The organism is Burkholderia stabilis (assembly GCF_001742165.1).
In the GTDB taxonomy this organism is placed as follows: domain Bacteria; phylum Pseudomonadota; class Gammaproteobacteria; order Burkholderiales; family Burkholderiaceae; genus Burkholderia; species Burkholderia stabilis.
Genome location: NZ_CP016443.1, coordinates 1131156 through 1147580 on the forward strand (window position 1 = coordinate 1131156; position 16425 = coordinate 1147580).

Annotated in this window: 16 protein-coding genes; 9 read left to right on the plus strand and 7 right to left on the minus strand. The window is 69.2% G+C overall.

Annotated features, from left to right (window positions below; translation table 11 throughout):
* Nucleotides 1-15: 15 nt before the first annotated feature.
* The 5 genes from BBJ41_RS23025 to BBJ41_RS23045 all read right to left on the minus strand — a co-directional run bounded on the left by BBJ41_RS23025 (nt 16) and on the right by BBJ41_RS23045 (nt 4970).
* Nucleotides 16-2238 (minus strand): tetratricopeptide repeat protein, encoded by a 2223-nt coding sequence (locus BBJ41_RS23025; protein WP_069748590.1) that lies wholly within the window; start codon nt 2236-2238, stop codon nt 16-18.
* 188 nt (nt 2239-2426) lie between these two features.
* The gene (locus tag BBJ41_RS23030) at nt 2427-3089 is read right to left on the minus strand and encodes a PulJ/GspJ family protein (protein ID WP_069748591.1); all 663 of its coding nucleotides are present in this window, start codon (nt 3087-3089) and stop codon (nt 2427-2429) included.
* Nucleotides 3073-3504 (minus strand): type II secretion system minor pseudopilin GspI, encoded by a 432-nt coding sequence (gene gspI, locus BBJ41_RS23035; protein ID WP_069748592.1) that lies wholly within the window; start codon nt 3502-3504, stop codon nt 3073-3075. The genes BBJ41_RS23030 and gspI overlap by 17 nt, the downstream gene beginning before the upstream one ends.
* Before the next feature lie 310 nt (nt 3505-3814).
* Nucleotides 3815-4021, minus strand: a complete 207-nt coding sequence (locus tag BBJ41_RS23040) for a hypothetical protein (protein ID WP_069748593.1) — start codon at nt 4019-4021, stop codon at nt 3815-3817.
* Nucleotides 4022-4364: 343 nt separating this feature from the next.
* Nucleotides 4365-4970, minus strand: a complete 606-nt coding sequence (locus tag BBJ41_RS23045) for an alpha-ketoglutarate-dependent dioxygenase AlkB family protein (protein ID WP_175972699.1) — start codon at nt 4968-4970, stop codon at nt 4365-4367.
* Between the two features lie 225 nt (nt 4971-5195).
* Between BBJ41_RS23045 and BBJ41_RS23050 the strand changes: the two genes are divergently transcribed.
* A complete protein-coding gene (locus BBJ41_RS23050; RefSeq protein ID WP_069748595.1) occupies nt 5196-5783 on the plus strand; it encodes a malonic semialdehyde reductase in 588 nt (195 codons plus the stop codon).
* Nucleotides 5784-5833: 50 nt separating this feature from the next.
* On the opposite strand, the gene BBJ41_RS23055 is transcribed toward BBJ41_RS23050, so the two are convergent.
* On the minus strand, nt 5834-6979 hold the full coding sequence (locus BBJ41_RS23055) for a metallophosphoesterase (RefSeq protein ID WP_069748596.1): 1146 nt from the start codon (nt 6977-6979) through the stop codon (nt 5834-5836).
* Between the two features lie 612 nt (nt 6980-7591).
* Here BBJ41_RS23055 and BBJ41_RS23060 point away from each other — a divergent pair.
* From BBJ41_RS23060 to BBJ41_RS23080, 5 genes are all read left to right on the plus strand, one after another.
* Nucleotides 7592-7885, plus strand: coding sequence for a hypothetical protein (locus BBJ41_RS23060; protein WP_034180399.1), 294 nt, complete (start codon nt 7592-7594; stop codon nt 7883-7885).
* The gene (mdtN, locus tag BBJ41_RS23065) at nt 7882-8931 is read left to right on the plus strand and encodes a multidrug transporter subunit MdtN (RefSeq protein ID WP_069748597.1); all 1050 of its coding nucleotides are present in this window, start codon (nt 7882-7884) and stop codon (nt 8929-8931) included. Before BBJ41_RS23060 ends, mdtN begins: the two co-directional genes overlap by 4 nt.
* Nucleotides 8912-10933, plus strand: a complete 2022-nt coding sequence (locus BBJ41_RS23070) for an FUSC family protein (protein WP_069748598.1) — start codon at nt 8912-8914, stop codon at nt 10931-10933. Before mdtN ends, BBJ41_RS23070 begins: the two co-directional genes overlap by 20 nt.
* Entirely contained in the window at nt 10920-12464 is a 1545-nt protein-coding gene (locus tag BBJ41_RS23075) for a TolC family protein (protein ID WP_069748599.1), read from the plus strand. Before BBJ41_RS23070 ends, BBJ41_RS23075 begins: the two co-directional genes overlap by 14 nt.
* Nucleotides 12465-12771: 307 nt before the next feature.
* A complete protein-coding gene (locus tag BBJ41_RS23080) occupies nt 12772-13479 on the plus strand; it encodes an MgtC/SapB family protein (RefSeq protein WP_069748600.1) in 708 nt (235 codons plus the stop codon).
* Nucleotides 13480-13524: 45 nt separating this feature from the next.
* Here the strand turns inward: BBJ41_RS23080 and BBJ41_RS23085 are convergent, their stop codons facing one another.
* Entirely contained in the window at nt 13525-14244 is a 720-nt protein-coding gene (locus BBJ41_RS23085) for an autoinducer binding domain-containing protein (RefSeq protein WP_069748601.1), read from the minus strand.
* A gap of 73 nt (nt 14245-14317) precedes the next feature.
* On the opposite strand from BBJ41_RS23085, the gene BBJ41_RS23090 reads away from it, so the two are divergent.
* The 3 genes from BBJ41_RS23090 (at nt 14318) to BBJ41_RS23100 (ending at nt 16396) form a co-directional block, all read left to right on the plus strand.
* Nucleotides 14318-14761 (plus strand): DUF4902 domain-containing protein, encoded by a 444-nt coding sequence (locus BBJ41_RS23090; protein WP_069748602.1) that lies wholly within the window; start codon nt 14318-14320, stop codon nt 14759-14761.
* A 210-nt stretch (nt 14762-14971) separates the two neighbouring features.
* On the plus strand, nt 14972-15580 hold the full coding sequence (locus tag BBJ41_RS23095; protein ID WP_069748603.1) for an acyl-homoserine-lactone synthase: 609 nt from the start codon (nt 14972-14974) through the stop codon (nt 15578-15580).
* A gap of 51 nt (nt 15581-15631) precedes the next feature.
* Complete coding sequence (locus BBJ41_RS23100) at nt 15632-16396, plus strand: hypothetical protein (protein WP_175972697.1); 765 nt, start codon at nt 15632-15634, stop codon at nt 16394-16396.
* The last annotated feature ends 29 nt before the right edge of the window (nt 16397-16425 follow it).

Here is a 16425-nt window from a genome sequence, read left to right on the forward strand (position 1 = left end):
TGTCGCGTGTCGTGTCTAACGTGTCATCGGTTCGAGCGCGGCGCGCACCGCGCCGATCGCATCGGCCCAGTCGCCGGGCGCCGGCTGGCGAAACAGCCGCGCGGACGGATACCACGGGCTGTCGCCGCGCGTACGCATCCAGCGCCATGCCGGCGGATCGGGCAACAGCACCCAGACGCGCGCGCCCAGCGCGCCCGCCAGATGCGCAACGGCGGAATCGGCCGCGATCACGAGATCCAGCGCGCCGATCAGCGCAGCCATATCCGCGAAATCGCCGAGTTCGTCGTCGACGCGGCGTACCGGCGTATCCGCCAACCGCGCGTCGTCGTGTTCATGCACGGGTTTCTGCAGGCTGATCCAGTCGACGTCGAGATCGAACAGCGGCGTGAGCCGCGCGAAGTCGATCGACCGGCCGGCGTCGTGCCGTTGCGCCGGATCGCCCGCCCATGCGAGCCCGATGCGCGGCCTGCGCCGTTCGCCGAGCAGCGCGTCCCACTCGCGCGTGCGTTGCGGGTCCGCATGCAGGTAGGCCGCGTCGCGCGGAATGGTGTCGGTTTCGGTGCGAAACGCGTATGGCAGGCTCGGCAGCGGCACATGGCAATCGAAGGCCGGCAGCGGCGCGCCGCGCGATATCACGTGGGCCGCGCCGGCAAGCGACGGCATCAGCGCGTGCAACGAAGGCGGTACCTCGAGCACCACACGCGCGCCGCGCGCGGCGACGAGCGGCACGTAGCGGCAGAACTGCAGCGTGTCGTCGAAGTCGGGCTCTGCGTGAATCAGGATCGTCCTGCCATCCAGCGGCTCGTCGCCGCGCCACGCCGGCTGCGTGAACGACCGCGCATACCGCGCGAATTGCGGATCGCGCAGCCGCCATTCGTACCCATGCCAGCCGCGCGCGAAATCGCCTTCCATCAGGTGCAGCGATGCACGCGCGCAATGCGCGCCGGCCCAGTCGGGTTGCAGCGCGAGCGCGCGGTCGTAGGCCGCAAACGCGTCGGCCGCCTGCGCACGGTCGGCGAACAGGTTGCCGCGCGCGAGCCAGCTCGCCGCGTGATCGGGACGCAGCGCGAGCGCGCGATCGAGCGACGCGAAGGCTTCGTCGTAACGGTGCAGGTCCTGCAGCACGCGGCTTCGGTTCGTCCACGCTTCGGCGAAACGGGGGTCGAGCGCGAGCGCGTCGTCGTAGCTGGCGAGCGCCGCATCGAAACGCTGCAGATGTCGCAGCGCCGTGCCGCGATTGCACAGCGTGTCGGCCGAACGCGGCTCGATGGCGAGCGCACGCGCGTAGCTGTCGAGCGCTTCGTCGTGACGCTCGAGCTGCAGCAACGCGTTGCCGCGGCTCGCGAGCGCGCGGGCGTCAGCCGGATCGTGCGCCAGCACGCGGTCGCAACGCGCGAGCGCTTCATCCGCGCGGCCCAGCCGTTCGAGCACGGCCGCGCTGTCGCACAACGCATCGAGCCGCGCGGGATCGGCCGCGATCGCCTCGTCGAATGCGGCCAGCGCTTCGTTCAGGCGGTCGAGATCGGCAAGCGTGCGGCCGCGCTCGGCCACGATCGCGGCGACGCCCGGCCGGATCGCGTTCGCGCGATCGAAACAGTGCAGCGCGTCGGCCGCGCGCCGCATCTCGCGCAACACGAGCCCGCGGTTGAACCACGATTCGAACGAATGCGGATCGACCATCAGCGCGCGGTCGTAGGTGTCGAGCGCTTCGTCGAAGCGGCCGAGCGCACGCAGCGCGCCGCCGCGATTGCAGAGGGCGTCGAGCACGAGCGGCGACACCGCGAGCGCGCGGTCGAACGACGCGAGCGCGTCGTCATGGCGGCGCAAATCGGTCAGCGTGTTGCCGCGGCGCACGAGCGTCTGCACGTCGTCGGGCGATGCGCGCAGCGCGGCCGCGAAATGGGCGAGCGCCTCGTCGGTGCGGCCGCGCTCGCCGGCGATCGCGCCGAGATCCGACAGCGCACGCACGTCCGGCGCGATCGCGATCGACTGACGCAGCAGCGCTTCCGCATGATCGGCCGCGCCACGCTGGAATTGCAGCACGCCGTACAGATGGAGCGCCTGCGGATGATCGGGCGCCTTCGCGAGCACCGCGAGATAGTCGCGTGCCGCATCGTCGAACCGACCGGCGCCGTGCCACTGCTGCGCGCGGTTCAGGATCGCCGTCAATTGCCATTGCCCGGGCGCGTCGTGTCCCGACGCGCCCGCGTGTGCATCATGCCGGTGCTCGACCGTCACGTTCGCCCCCTTCCCGTTTGACGATGCCGCCGCTGAACCGGCCGATGGAACCGGTCGCGGCGGTCATGCTCGTCACGAGACTAACGGACGGCCAATAACAGACGTATGACGAAAGTTACGGACCATTTTGTGCGGGGGACGGAACGGCTTTCCGCATATGGGCGCGCGTACCGGGCCGCATTGCGCATTCATTGACCGATCGGGATCGTTCGCACGTACTCGACCGCCGGCGCGCCCATCGTGACCGCGAAGCGGACGCCGCGCGGCACCGGCGCACCGATCGACGTCGAGTTGCTGATGCCGTGCTGCGCGAGAAACTGCGCATAGGCCTGCTCGATGACGGTCTGGCTCGTCGTCCATCCGTCCGGCGGAATCCATACGGAAAGCTGCATCGAGCGCGCATCGTTGCTGACGACCACGCGCGCGAACGCATCCATGTGATGCAGCGCGTCGTCGACCTCGGCCAGCGACGCCAGCGGCTGCGACGCGCTGCGCACGAGCTCGCGCCCCGTCAGCCGGTAACGCACGACCTGCATGTGCGTCGGCCCGCCGCCGACACCGAGATGGCGCACCATCACGAGTTCGTCCGGGCGGATGCGCAACGGCGGCCCGAACACTTCGTCGGGCGTCACGAGGTTGGTCAGGTCGAACTGCAACTGGGAGAAATAGCGGCCGAGCAGGCGCGTTTGCGCCAGATTCGACGCGATATCGTCGCGGCCGCGGATCGTCGCGTCGAGGCCGCGCCACGACAGCAACGCGATCACGGCGAGCAGCGTGATCGCGACCAGCATCTCGATCAGCGTGAAGCCGCGGGCGCGCGCCGCCGCACGCGGTTCAGCGGCGCGCTTCATTCTGGATCACCGTGACGACTTCGGCGAGCACGTTGCGGCTCGACGCGGACGGATAGACGCTCACCGTCACGCGGCGCACCAGCGGGCTCGGCAGCGCGGCCACCGACTGGCGGCACACGAACCGGTAGCGGCCCTGCGGACACGCGAACGTGTTCGTGCCGACGGACGGCCAGGTCGACGCGATGCGGATTTCGCCGAGCGCATTGTCGGCGCTCCATAACGCGAGCAGGCGCATGCGGGCCATATCGGTGTCCGACGCGAGCGCGCCGATCGCGCGCATCACGGCGCCGAGCGCCACCGCGACGATCGCCAGTGCGATCAGCACCTCGATCAGCGTGAATCCCCGTTGCGGCGCCCGCGCCGTGCGCGATCCGCCGCGCCCATGGCAGTTGGTGTCGGTTCTGTCGTCGCACATGACCTGCGTTCTTGTCGATGGGTCGTCGCCCGGCGGCCGGCGATCGAGCCGCGGCCCGGGCCCCATCGCCGGCGCGACGGACACCGTGCACGGACGTTAAGCGCGGCGTGTGGCACGCACGTGTCGGATGGTACGGACCATTTGGCGCGGGCAGACCGGGGCGCATCGGCGCGCGGGGGCACCGCATGCGGCGTCGCGCGACGAACGCGCATTGCGGCAAACGGAAGACGGGAAACGATCGGGAGAAAACCGCCCGGCAGCGAATGGCCGGCGGTGATGGCGATCCCCGGACGGGATCGGCGCGACGGCGTCAGGCCGTCACGGCGTCGGCATACTCGGCGCGGGCAAGCTGGCCGGCGGCGTATGCCTCGGCTTCGCCGCGCAAGCCATCCCGGCTGAACGCGACGACTTTCACGCCAACGCCGGACGCCCGCTGTACCGTCAGCGCCCATTGCCATCCGCCGTCTTGTTCAAAGACGTGCAGCGAGGGTTCGAAGGTAGGGTCGAGTACGGTCACGCGTTATGCTCCTGCCCCCTTGCGCATTGCATCGGCAACGCACGGGGCATGTCGAAAAGGTCGCGCCGGGATCCGACGCGTTTCAGCCATTCGACAGTCTAGCCAATGATTGTTGCGACGCACCATCAGAGGTTTCACTCATCTATCGGAACCGGACGGTCGATCGAATATGTCTGAAACCCATATAGGACAAGCCTTTGGGCCGTTTCGGGCCACATCGTCCCGCGTTCGTGCGGCAACGTGCCGCATGCTGCGTCGCTTGCTTGCCTTGGTCGTTCGTGGATTGCGAAAACGGGGCGCGATTTATCCCGCGGCCCTGGCACGCCAGGATGACGGCCGGATGCTAGCGCTCCGCGCCGGCCGGCATCACGCGCCGGAACGTCAGGTTGACCCGCTCGCCCTGCACGCCCGGCGCCTTGGGCACGCGATGCTGCCATTCGGCCTGCGTGCGCCCGCGCATCACGAGCAGGCTGCCGTGCACGAGGCGATACGCATGCGTGACGCCCGTCGCACGATGACGGAGATCGAACACGCGCATCGCGCCAAGGCTCACCGACGCAATCACGGGCGCATCACCGAGTTCCGGTTCGTTGTCCGCGTGCCAGCCCAGGCTGTCCAGCCCGTTGCGGTAGCGGTTGAGCAGCACGCTGTTGAAACGCGCGCCGCACGTCGCTTCGACCGCCCGCTTCAGTTCGAGCACGGCTGGCGTCCACGGCGCGGGCACGTTGCGAATGCCCGAATACACGTAAACGGCGTCCGGCTCGCCCTGCAACGCGGTGAGCCTCGGCAACGGAATGCGTCCGCGCGGCGTGCGGATCGTGTCCTGCCGCCACGCGACCTCGCCGATCAGCGCGGCCAGCACGCGATCGGCGTCGGGCTGCGCAAGCCAGTCCGGGTACCAGTCCACGTCGGGCGCGGGCGTGTCGGCAAAAAGATCGGGCGTCGACATGTCGGAGGGAACGGGCGATGAACGGGGCGAACGATGCATGCCTGCATACTAGCCAACCGCGCCGCGCACCGCCATGCGCTGTCATTCGCCGCCGGCGGGAAGCCCGCTGCGCCGGCGCGCATCACGCTATCATCGCGGCGTGTCGCGGCGCGCCCTGCCGGGGGCGCCGCTTTCTTCAGCCACGCCGGCCGGCGCGACCCGGCCGCTTTCTTCCCGGACCCCATCATGACGACGCTCTCCGATTCCGCCCTCGATCAACTGTTCCTCACCGCGCGCACGCACAACGCATGGCAGGACAAACCCGTCGACGACGCACTGCTGCACCGGCTGATCGACCTGACGAAATTCGGCCCGACCTCGGCGAATTCGAGCCCCGCCCGCTTCGTGTTCGTCAAGTCGCCCGAAGCGAAGGCGCGCCTGAAGCCCGCGCTGTCCGAAGGCAATCTCGCGAAGACGATGGCTGCGCCCGTCACGGTGATCGTCGGCATGGATTTCGCGTTTCACGAGCACCTGCCGCGGCTGTTCCCGCACGCCGACGCGCGCAGCTGGTTCGCCGGCAACGACGCGCTGATCGAGACCACCGCGTTCCGCAACGCGTCGCTGCAAGGCGCCTACCTGATCCTGGCCGCCCGCGCGCTCGGCCTCGACGCGGGCCCGATGTCCGGCTTCGACAACGCGAAGGTCGATGCCGCGTTCTTCGCGGGCACCGCGATCCGGAGCAACTTCCTCGTGAATCTCGGTTACGGCGATCCGGCCGGCCTGTTCCCGCGCAGCCCGCGCTTCGATTTCGACGACATCGCGCGGATCGAGTGACGGCCGCCGGCAAGGCCCGTTCGCAAGCCCGTTGTTAGCGGGAACCGGCCCTAGCCGCGCGTCAGGCGAATCAGCGTGATCTCGGACGGCACGCCGAAGCGGTTCGGCGGCCCCCAGTATCCGGTGCCGCGGCTCGTATAGAGCCACAGATCGCCGAAACGGCTCAGCCCGCCGATCACCGGCTGCTGCAGCCGCACGAACGGCGGCCACGGCAGGAACTGGCCGCCGTGCGTATGCCCTGAAAGCTGGACGGTAAAACCGGCCCGGTTCGCCGCTTCCGCGCTGCGCGGCTGGTGCGCGAGCAGGATCTTCGTGCCGACGTCGTGCGGCGCGCCCGCCAGCGCCCGTTCGGGGTCGCTGCGATGTGCGGGATCGAAGCCGCCCGCCGCGAAGTCGGTCACGCCCGCGAGCACCGCGCGCGCACCGCCGCGCTCGATCAGCACGTGCTCGTTCAGCAGCACCGTCAGCCCGATGCGCCGGAATTCGTCGATCCAGGCATGCGCACCCGCGTAATACTCGTGGTTGCCGGTCACGAGGAAGCTGCCGTACCGCGACTTCATGCGGCCGAGCGGCGCCGTGTGCTCGCGCAGGCGCTTGACCGAACCGTCGACCACGTCGCCGGTCACGACGACGACGTCCGCATCGAGCGCGTTGACCGCACGCACGATCCGTTCGATATAGGGCCGCTTGATCGTCGGCCCGACGTGGATGTCGGACAGCTGCACGATCGTCAGCCCGTCGAGGCCGGCGGGCAGCCCCGCGACCGGAATCGACACCCGCTTGACCGCCGCCGTGCGGCGCGCGCCGACGAACCCGATCGCCGTGACGAGCACCGCGGCCGCCAGCACGCCGACCGCCGTATCGCCTGATGCTCCGCTCCACGCGCCGGCATGCACGAACTGCCGCCACACGACCACGCCGAGCAGCACGAATTCGCGCAGCAGCGTCAGCGCGAGCAGCGACGAGAAGAAGCCCATCACGAGCGAGCCGACCCAGCCGACGAGCGTCGCGGCCCAGCCTTCGTCGAAGCGGCGCGAGAACATGCCGACCGGGATCAGCACGACGAAGCTCGCCAGCACGAGCGCGGCGACCGTGCGCGCGACCGGCGACGCGAACGCATCGGGAATGATCCGTATCCCGACATACAGATGGAACAACACGCCGATTGCAATGAACCGGACAAAGAAACTTCGCATGGAGCGTTCACCTTCGTTGCGATACGGCTTCCGCGACGAGCATCGCACGGGGCGATGACGCCCCATGCCGCGCTTCGCGCCATACGCACGATGGTACACAGATCCCGTTCCCGACGACCGGTCGTGCCCGTCGGCGGCACATCGCGCGGGGCCGGACGATGACCGGCGATCCCGTGTCGGTCACGACCATCCGCACCGATCTCGACGACCTCGATCCCGTCACGCCCCTCGAGGAAACGACCGGACCGACCTGACCGGATTCCCATGCGTTCGAGCGGCAAACAGCCGTTTCCACATCGATTGCGCTGCGTGGGCGCAGCAAACATCTTCCGCCTTCTTTCGTCTGACGATCCTTTACAGTCCGTTAGCAACCCTACACGAGCTTGCGCTGGCAGAATCGCGGCGGCCCGGGCGCCGTCACCGAAACACGATGCCGGACGGAACGGCGCGGCCGCGACCGGCCACGGCCCGTGTCGCGAACGCGGACCGGATAGCTGGCGGTCCGCATCGCGCTGCTTTATTATCGGCTCCGTATCGCGGAACAGTCGTCGCGGCGACCAACCGCATTGCGCCGTGCCCGGCATCCACCCCCATCGTCGAGCTCGCCACACCATGAGAAAAACAACGCCGCGCGCGCCCCTGCGCGTCGCCGCCGTCCTGGCGCCCGCCCTGCCGCTCGCGGGCTGCGCATCGCGCGGCGCGCCGTCGTACGTCCTGTTCGGCGCGTATTTCCCGCTCTGGCTCGTCAGCGCGATCGTCGGCATCGTCGGCGCGATCGTCGCGCACCGCGTGTTCGTCGCGACCGGCTGGGCCGCCACGGTCCCTTACCAACTGGCCGTGTGCACCGCGATCGGGCTCGTGATCGCCGTGATCGTCTGGCTCACCGGCACGGGGCCGTTCGCATGAAGGCCGCCGGAAACGCCCGCCCCTCCATGAAAGGCCGCGTGATCGCGCTCGCGATCGTCGCGCTCGGCATCGCGGCACTCGCGTACGCGTACCACCGCACGACCGCCTTCCCGTCCACCGACGATGCGTCGATCGACGCGGACGTCGTGCACGTTGCATCGCCCGTCGGCGGGCGCATCGTGCGGCTCGCGGTGCATGAAAACCAGCGCGTCGCGAAAGGCGACCTGCTGTACGAAATCGATCCCGTGCCGTACCGGCTGACGGTGGCACAGGCGCAGGCCGATCTCGAACTCGCGCGCGCATCGCTCGACACGCGGCGCCGTTCACTGATCGGCGAACGCTCGAACGCGTCGGTCGCCGCCGAGCAGGTCAAGCGCGCGACGCAGAACGCCGATCTCGCGACGCGCGACGTGAACCGGCTCGCGCCGCTCGCCGCGCAGGGCTATGTCAGCGCGCAGCAGTTCGACCAGGCGAAGGTGCGCCAGCGCGATGCGGCCGTGTCGCTCGCGCAGGCCCAGGAACAACAGCGCGCATCCGCACAGACGATCGGCGACGAAGCCGATGCGATCGCGACGCTGCATGCGCGCGAGGCCGCACTGGCCCGCGCGCAGCACGCGCTCGACGATACGGTCGTGCGCGCGCCGCACGACGGGCTCGTGACGGGCCTGACCGTCCTCGCCGGCGAAACCCTGGCGCCGAACCAGTCCATCTTCACGCTAATCGACGCGAGCGAATGGTTCGCCGTCGGCAACTTCCGCGAGACGGCGCTGAACCGCATCGAGGTCGGCGATTGCGCGACCGTCTATTCGATGATCGACCGCAGCCGCCCGATGACGGGCAAGGTCGTCGGCATCGGCGCGGGCATCGCGGACAGCGCCCGCATCAACCTGCCGCGCTCGCTGCCGATCGTGCAGAACTCGGTGAACTGGGTGCACGTCGCGCAGCGCTTCCCCGTGCGCGTGAAGCTCGACGAACCCGACGGCAAGCTCGTGCGCGTCGGCGCGAGCGCGATCGTCGAGGTCCGGCATGGCTCAGCCTGCCGCTGACGTCCGCTCGCCGGGCCCGCGCGAAGTCCTGCGACTGCTCGTGCCGTTTCCGGGGCGCGCGGCGATGGCCGTGCGCGTCGCGCTGATCTGCGCGCTGGTCGTGCTCGTGACGAGCGGGTACGGCACGCCGGAAGCCGCGATTTCCGCATACGTCGTGTTCTTCCTGAACCGAGCCGACCGCGTGACGAGCGTCGTGCTCGCGGTCGCGATGCTGCTGCTCGTCACGGTCGTGATCGCGCTCGTGATGGGCGTCGCGATCTTCAGCATCGACTATTCGATCCTCCGCGTCGCGTGCATGACCGTGATGTCGGTCGGGCTGCTCTACCTGACATCGGCGAGTAAGCTGCGCCCGGTCGGCGCGATCCTCGCGATGATCGTCGGCTTCGGGCTCGACCAGCTCGGCCTCGCGCCGTTCGGTGAAGCGGCGACGCGCGCGCTGCTCTATGCATGGCTGATGGTCGCGATCCCGGTCGGCGTCGCGATCGTCGTCAACCTGCTGATCGCGCCGTCGCCGCGCAAGCTCGCGCAAGCGCAGCTCGCGAAGCGGCTGCGGCTCGCGGCGCAACGACTGCGCGGCGATCATGACCACGACGCACGCGCCGCGTTCGACGCAAGCCTGCGCGAAGGCGACAAGCAGCTGCTCACGTGGCTCAAGCTGTCGAAGCTCGAAGGCTCGTCGTCGGCTGCCGATGTCGTCGCACTGCGGCAGGCCATCGCGTCGAGCACCGCGCTGCTCGTGGCCGTCGCGCTCGCCGACCGCGAGCCCGATGCCCGGCTGCCCGACGCGTTCGCCGCCCCGATCGCCACGACGCTCGACGAGATGGCCGCCATCCTCGAACAGGGCGGCTATCCGGTCGATGTGACGCTCGCGCTGCCGGCCACCGATGCGCTGCCGCCGCTCGCGCGCGTCGTCGCAACCGACCTGCACACTGCGATCACGCATTTCGCGGAACCGGCCGCGGCCGATACGGCCGCCGCGCCGGCGCAGCCCGCCGCGCCGTCTGCGCCCCCCGCCCCGCGCGGCGGCTTCTTCCTGCCCGACGCACGCACCAATCCCGACCACGTCCGCTACGCACTGAAAACGACGGCCGCGGCGATGTTCTGCTACCTGCTGTACTCGCAGCTCGACTGGTCGGGCATCCATACCTGCTTCATCACCTGCTACATGGTGTCGCTCGGCTCGACGGCCGAAACGGTCGAGAAGCTCACGCTGCGCATCGCCGGCTGCATCGTCGGCGCGCTGCTCGGCACCGCCGCGCTGGTGTTCGTCGTGCCGTCGCTGTCGTCGATCGGCGAGCTGATGGCGCTCGTATTCGCCGGCGCGTGGCTCGCCGCGTGGGTCGCCTTCGGGTCGCCGCGCATCGCGTATGCGGGCTTCCAGGTCGCGTTCGCGTTCTTCCTGTGCGTGATCCAGGGCGCCGGCCCCGGCTTCGACCTGACGCTCGCGCGCGACCGCACGATCGGCATCCTGCTCGGCAACGTGGTCGTGTATCTCGTGTTCACGCGGATCTGGCCCGTCAGCATCGGCAAGCAGATCGACACGGCGCTCGCGGCGCTGCTCGACCAGTGGCGGCGCCTCGCGCAGATCGCGCAGCCGGCCGAGCGGCGCGCGCTGGCCGCCGAAGCGTTCGCGCGCCACGGCGCGATTTCGCAGGAACTCGGGCTGATCCACTACGAACCGTCGTGGGTGCGGCCGGCCGCCACGTGGCTCGCCGCGCGGCGGCGCGCGCTCGCGGAACTCGGCGCGCTCGAAGGCCCGCTGTTCCTGCTCGCCGAGCGCGCGCCGGGCGACGCGGCGATCGGCGCGCAGCTCGCGCGCGTGGCCGACCTGCGCGACGACGAAGCCGCGCCTCGGACGGACGCCCCCGCGCCGTCGGGCGACGCCCCCGCCGACCCCGCGCGCGACGCGCTGCTGCACCTGATCGACGCGCGGCTCGCGCATATCGCCGACGCCGCCCGCCAAGCCACACCGAAGGAGCCCGTCCCTCATGCGCCTACCTGAACCGCCGGCCGCCTCGATCGCCGCCGCCGCCCTCGCGACCGCCGTCGCGCTGGCCGGCTGCGCGACGTCGTCGATCGATCTGGCGCCGGAGGCGTCCGACCGCCCGTGGCAGCCGCAAACATCGGCTGCGGGCGAGATCGTGCCCGCGCCGCCGCGCGCGTCCACGCAAGGCGCGCACGACTACACGCTGCCGCCCACGCCCGCGCTCGCGTCGGTATCGCCGCCGGCCGCGCTCGATTCCGCACATGCGTACACGCTGCCCGAACTGATCGACCTCGCCGAATCGGCGAACCCGCTGACCCGCATCGCATGGAACGACGCGCGCAACGCGGCGCTCGCGGTCGGCATCGCGAAATCCGCCTATCTGCCGAAGCTGTCCGCAACGGCCATGGGCGCGTACCAGGCGAGCCACGGCTCGACGTCGACGATCCTCGGCGATTCGTCGAGCGACACGACCGTGCACGGCACGATTTCAGCGCTGTCGCTGCAATGGCTGCTGTTCGATTTCGGCGGCCGCGCGGCGCGCGTCGAAGCGGCCGAGCAGGCATCGATCGCATCGAACGTCGCGTTCACGGCCGTGCACCAGCAGGTGATCCACGACGTGACCGTTGCGTACTACCGCTACGAAGCCGCGCGATCGCGCGCACTCAGCGCGCAGCAAGGCCTCGCGAACGCGGACGCGATCCTCGCGGCATCCCGCGCACGGCTCAGGCACGGCGTCGGCACGGTCGTCGAACTCGCGCAGGCGACGCAGAACCGCGCGCAGGCGAACCTCGCGCTCGTGCAGGCGAACGGCACGGAGAGCGACAGCTACCTTGCCCTCGTCTCCGCGCTCGGCATCTCGCCGCTGTCGAAGCCGACGATCGCCGCGCTGCCGAAGCGGCCGCTGCCGCCCGCGCTCGGTTCGTCGGTCGACGCGATCGTGTCGGACGCGATCGCGCGCCGCCCCGACCTGCAGGGCGCGTTCGCGCTCGAAAAGGCCAACCGCGCGAAGATCAAGGCCGCCGAGGCTGCGTTCATGCCGAAGATCTTCCTGTCCGCATCGACGTCGTATGCGAGCGGCGGCACGGCGATCTCCGCGCTGCCGGCGATCGGCGACCAGGCGCCGACCGTCAATCTGAACGGCAGCCGCTACGGCGGCGGCGTGTTCCTCGGCGTGACGATCCCGCTGTACGACGGCGGGCTGCGCTCGGCCGTGCTGATGCAGGCGCGCAACGATGCGCAAAGCGCCTCCGCGCGCCTCACGCGGACCAAGGAGGAAGCCGTCCGCCAGGTCGTCGCCGCGCAGAACGCGGTGCAGACGAGCCTCGCATCGCACGATGCCGCGAAGGCGCTCGTCGATGCCGCGCAGACGAGCTACGACGCGGCGCTGACCGCGTACCGGAACGGCGTCGGTTCGGTGACCGACGCGACGATCGCGCAGAGCCAGCTGCTCGCGGCCCGGAATGCGGAGGTCGACAGCTATGCCGGTGCGCTGTCGGCGGCTGCCGCGCTCGCGCTCGCCACGGGGACGATCGGGTCGGCGCAGTAGCCCGACCGTCGCCGGGCGGTTGACGCATGCACGCGCCGCCCACTAGAATGCCGCCCATTCTTCCTTCAGGAACCATCGTGGACAGTTGCAGCACTCCGTTGCGTGCGCCGCTTGCCGCCTGAACGCCTGTCCGACGCAGTTCTCCTGCCCCGGCTCGCGTTCCGCGAGCCCGTACGCCTACCGTTTCACACTGAATGACGCATTCGCGCGGTACAGTACCGCGCGATGACGGCCATCTTCGCGTCGCCTTCGGCATTGCGCCGCGGCGGCGCGAGCCGGCATGCGCTCCTTGCACGGCAGGACAACCATGACTTTCGATTTCGCACTCCGTCTTTTCACCGCGTTCGCCTGCGGCGTCGCGATCGGCCTCGAGCGCCAGATGCGCCAGCGCACGGCCGGCCTGCGCACGATCACGCTCGTCGCGAGCGGCGCATGCCTGTTCGTCACGCTCGGCGTACTGACCGGCAACGGCGTTGCGGGGGTCACGCAGATCGCCGCGTACGTCGTGTCGGGCGTCGGCTTTCTCGGCGGCGGCGTGATCATGCGCGACAAAGGCTCGATCCAGGGCATCAACACGGCCGCGACGCTGTGGTGCTCGGCTGCGGTCGGCGTGCTGTCCGGTTCCGGTCATTACGTGCCCGCGCTCGCCGGCACGGGCGTCGTGCTGCTCACCAATACCGTGCTGCGGGGCGTCAGCCAGGCGATCAACGCGACACCCGTGTCGAATGCCGATCTCGTGCGCGAATACCAGATCACCGTGATCTGCCTGGCCGCCGACGAAGTGCACATCCGCACGCTGCTGTCCAACTCGATGTACGCGAAGCCGCTATCGTTCCAGAGCCTCACGAGCGAGGACGTCCCCGACCAGCCGGACCGTTTGAAGGTGACCGCGACGCTGAAGCTGCATCCGAAGGATCAACCGAAGCTCGAGCAGATCGCGAGCCGGATAAGCATGGAGAAGAGCATTTCCAGCGTGAGCTGGACCGCGAAGGAAGCGGAGCCGATGATGGAATGAGCGGCATGGCGGCCGCCGTGTTCGGCGCCGCCGCCCTCGCCCGCGTCAGGGTGTCTCGATGAGCCCGGCGGAGATCGCCTTGACGACCGCCTGGACCTTGTTCGTCGCGCCGAGCTTCTCGAGGATGTTGTTGACGTGGAAGTTGACCGTCCGCTCCGAGATGCTGAGGATCTGGCCGATCTCGCACGCAGTCTTGCCCTCTGCCGTCCAGCACAGCACCTCGCGCTCGCGCGCGGTCAGCGTGACGCCCGCCGCGGGCGACAGCTTCGGCACCATGAAGCGGCTCATCAGCGAATGCGACAGGTTCGCGAGCCAATTCGTCTGCAGCGTCAGCATGTTGATCTCGGCCGGCGTCAGCCGGTCGGCATGGCGCGCGATGCTCAGCAATCCGAATGCGCCGCGGGCCGCCCAGCTCGACTGGGCGACACCCACCGACAACCCGAATTCGCGCGCGTCCTGCCACAACGGGCCTGGATCGCTCCGGTCGACATCCGGCCAGACGATCATGTTGGTACTGAGCGCGCCGTCACGCACCGTCGAATCGATCTCGATGTAGTTCTGCGCCTGGTAACGCGCCATCCAGCCGTCGGGATAGGTATCGAAGATCGCGACCGACGGCTTCGACACGGGCAGCGGCACGCGAATGCCGTAGCAGCAGTATTCGAATCCCAGCCGTTTGGAATAGGCAGCGATCCGCTGGAAGAGCTGTTGCTCGTCTTCCGCGGCACTGAATTGTTGATAGGCATCCTGCCAGCGCAGTTCCATTCGTTCTCCGACAACGTCACGCTGTCATACTTGTCAGGTTCCAGCTCCGGTTCGAGGCTGATACATTCCGCGCATGACTTCACCTTTGCTGCATCCGGTCTCCGGCCCGTCCGCGGACGGCTACGTACGCCTGTCAGAAGGCGCACTGGCCGCGCTTGCGATCGACCACGTCGCAAGCGGCCTCGATGCATCACTGCTGGCGGAACTGCGCGACAACGCGATCGACGCACGCCTCGCCGGCTATACCGAATGGCAGCGCACGGCCCGCGCCGGCGTCGCTTACGTGACAGTCGGCTGGGACTGGTATCTCGAACGCGCGACAGGCACGTTCGTGATCGCGGGCAGCGACGTCCGCAGCAACGTGATGATCGTCGATGCCACGGGCGCCGACATCGGCATGTTCCGCACGGCCGCCGCGCTCGCCGCGCGGCTCGCCTCCATCGACTGGGCCGCGGCGGTCGCGTCGGCCCTGCTCGGCCGCAACGGCACCTATCATGCCGGTCCCACGCTCCAGTGACAACCGGCCACGCATTCCTCTGACCATTTCCGTGATGCTGGCGGTCTTTATAAGCAAAAGCGGCCCGGTTTTCAATCCCGTCGATCAAGAAACCGTTACCACGTCCTGAATGACGCTTTCGCGTCGCCACCCTGTAAGAGTTACCAGTTACAGCGTCCTCGTGCCGCGCGATGTAATGCGTGCATACAAAAGCACAGACCCGAGGACACCATGCGGACCTTCGTTCACGAGGAAGGGCGGTTGCCACACGAACTTGCAGCGGATATCGGGCGCTACCGGCGCCGCGTGTTCGTCGAGCAGCTTGGTTGGGCGCTCCCGTCGGCGAACGAAAGTTTCGAGCGCGATCAGTTCGATCGCGACGATACCGTCTACGTGTTCGCGCGAAACGCCGACGGCGACATGTGCGGATGTGCGCGCCTGCTGCCCACGACGCGCCCGTATCTGCTGGGTTCGTTGTTCGCCGACCTGATCGCCGAGGACATGCCGCTGCCGCAATCAGCCGCTGTCTGGGAGCTGTCCAGGTTCGCGGCGACCGACGACGAAAGCGGTTCGGGCAATGCCGAATGGGCGGTGCGCCCGATGCTCGCGGCGGTCGTCGAATGCGCGGCGCAGCTTGGCGCGCGGCAGCTGATCGGCGTGACGTTCGCGAGCATGGAGCGGCTGTTTCGCCGGATCGGCATACACGCGCACCGCGCAGGCCCGCCGAAACAGGTGGACGGGCGTCTGGTGGTCGCGTGCTGGATCGATATCGATCCGCAAACGTTTGCCGCATTAGGAATCGAGCCGGGGCAGGCATCCCGGCAAGCCATCGCCGCCTGAACCGGAACGCGTATTCCCGTCCGGGCGGCATCGTAACGAAGGAGAACCAACGTGGACCAGTCTCAGGTCTTTCGCGCGATGATGCCCGGGTTGACGCGCGCCAGCGGCGCTCGCATCGCGGTCGCCTATCCGTCGTTTCCCAGGCCGCTGCCGCTCGTGCGGCTCGACCGCCACGGGCTCGTGTTTCGCGCCGCCGGCGTCGCGCCGCTCGTCTGCGGGCTGCCGCGCGCGGCGACGCTGCTGGTCGCGGACGAACCGCTCTGCTCGCTGCGCCTCGTGATCCGCGACATCGTCCCGGCCGGCGACGGCCAACACGACCTGACGATGCAGCCGTCCGGCGCCGCCGGAGACGAATTGCTGTGGCATGCGCTGCGCGATCGCGAACCGTATCGGCGGATTCAGCACCCGCTCGCGCCGGTCGACACGCCCCTCTCCGGCGACAACGAGCCGCATGCAGCCGCCAGCGAAGCCACGCCGCGCCCGTCGCGCAGCACGGCCTTCCGGTTGCCGTGCCGCAGCGATGCGTTGTTCTTCGCGGACTGGCTCGAATATCACTTCGACGAGCTACGCGCGCTGTCGCAACGGCATGGTCCGCAACTGCAGCTCAATCAGCTCGAACGACAGGTTGCCGACGACGAGGTCGGCGTGCGCTTCGTCTACGACATCGACGGGCATGCGACGCGGCACGCGCTGACCGATTGCGCACGCGAAGCCTGTGAGTGGATCGAAACCGAGATGCGCAACAAGTACGCGCTGCCGGTCGCGCAGGATCGGTTCGGCGCGTTTGCCGCGCACGCGCGGGCCGGCGGCATGTGAGCGCAATAGCGGCCGCGTCGATGCGAGGC

Coding starts and splice junctions, on each gene's coding strand:
- BBJ41_RS23080 (WP_069748600.1), top strand. CDS start 12,772: ATGACTTTCGATTTCGCACTCCGTCTTTTCACCGCGTTCGCCTGCGGC.
- BBJ41_RS23060 (WP_034180399.1), top strand. CDS start 7,592: ATGAGAAAAACAACGCCGCGCGCGCCCCTGCGCGTCGCCGCCGTCCTG.
- gspI (WP_069748592.1), bottom strand. CDS start 3,504: ATGTGCGACGACAGAACCGACACCAACTGCCATGGGCGCGGCGGATCG.
- BBJ41_RS23070 (WP_069748598.1), top strand. CDS start 8,912: ATGGCTCAGCCTGCCGCTGACGTCCGCTCGCCGGGCCCGCGCGAAGTC.
- BBJ41_RS23045 (WP_175972699.1), bottom strand. CDS start 4,970: ATGTCGACGCCCGATCTTTTTGCCGACACGCCCGCGCCCGACGTGGAC.
- BBJ41_RS23075 (WP_069748599.1), top strand. CDS start 10,920: ATGCGCCTACCTGAACCGCCGGCCGCCTCGATCGCCGCCGCCGCCCTC.
- mdtN (WP_069748597.1), top strand. CDS start 7,882: ATGAAGGCCGCCGGAAACGCCCGCCCCTCCATGAAAGGCCGCGTGATC.
- BBJ41_RS23085 (WP_069748601.1), bottom strand. CDS start 14,244: ATGGAACTGCGCTGGCAGGATGCCTATCAACAATTCAGTGCCGCGGAA.
- BBJ41_RS23090 (WP_069748602.1), top strand. CDS start 14,318: ATGACTTCACCTTTGCTGCATCCGGTCTCCGGCCCGTCCGCGGACGGC.
- BBJ41_RS23030 (WP_069748591.1), bottom strand. CDS start 3,089: ATGAAGCGCGCCGCTGAACCGCGTGCGGCGGCGCGCGCCCGCGGCTTC.
- BBJ41_RS23050 (WP_069748595.1), top strand. CDS start 5,196: ATGACGACGCTCTCCGATTCCGCCCTCGATCAACTGTTCCTCACCGCG.
- BBJ41_RS23095 (WP_069748603.1), top strand. CDS start 14,972: ATGCGGACCTTCGTTCACGAGGAAGGGCGGTTGCCACACGAACTTGCA.
- BBJ41_RS23055 (WP_069748596.1), bottom strand. CDS start 6,979: ATGCGAAGTTTCTTTGTCCGGTTCATTGCAATCGGCGTGTTGTTCCAT.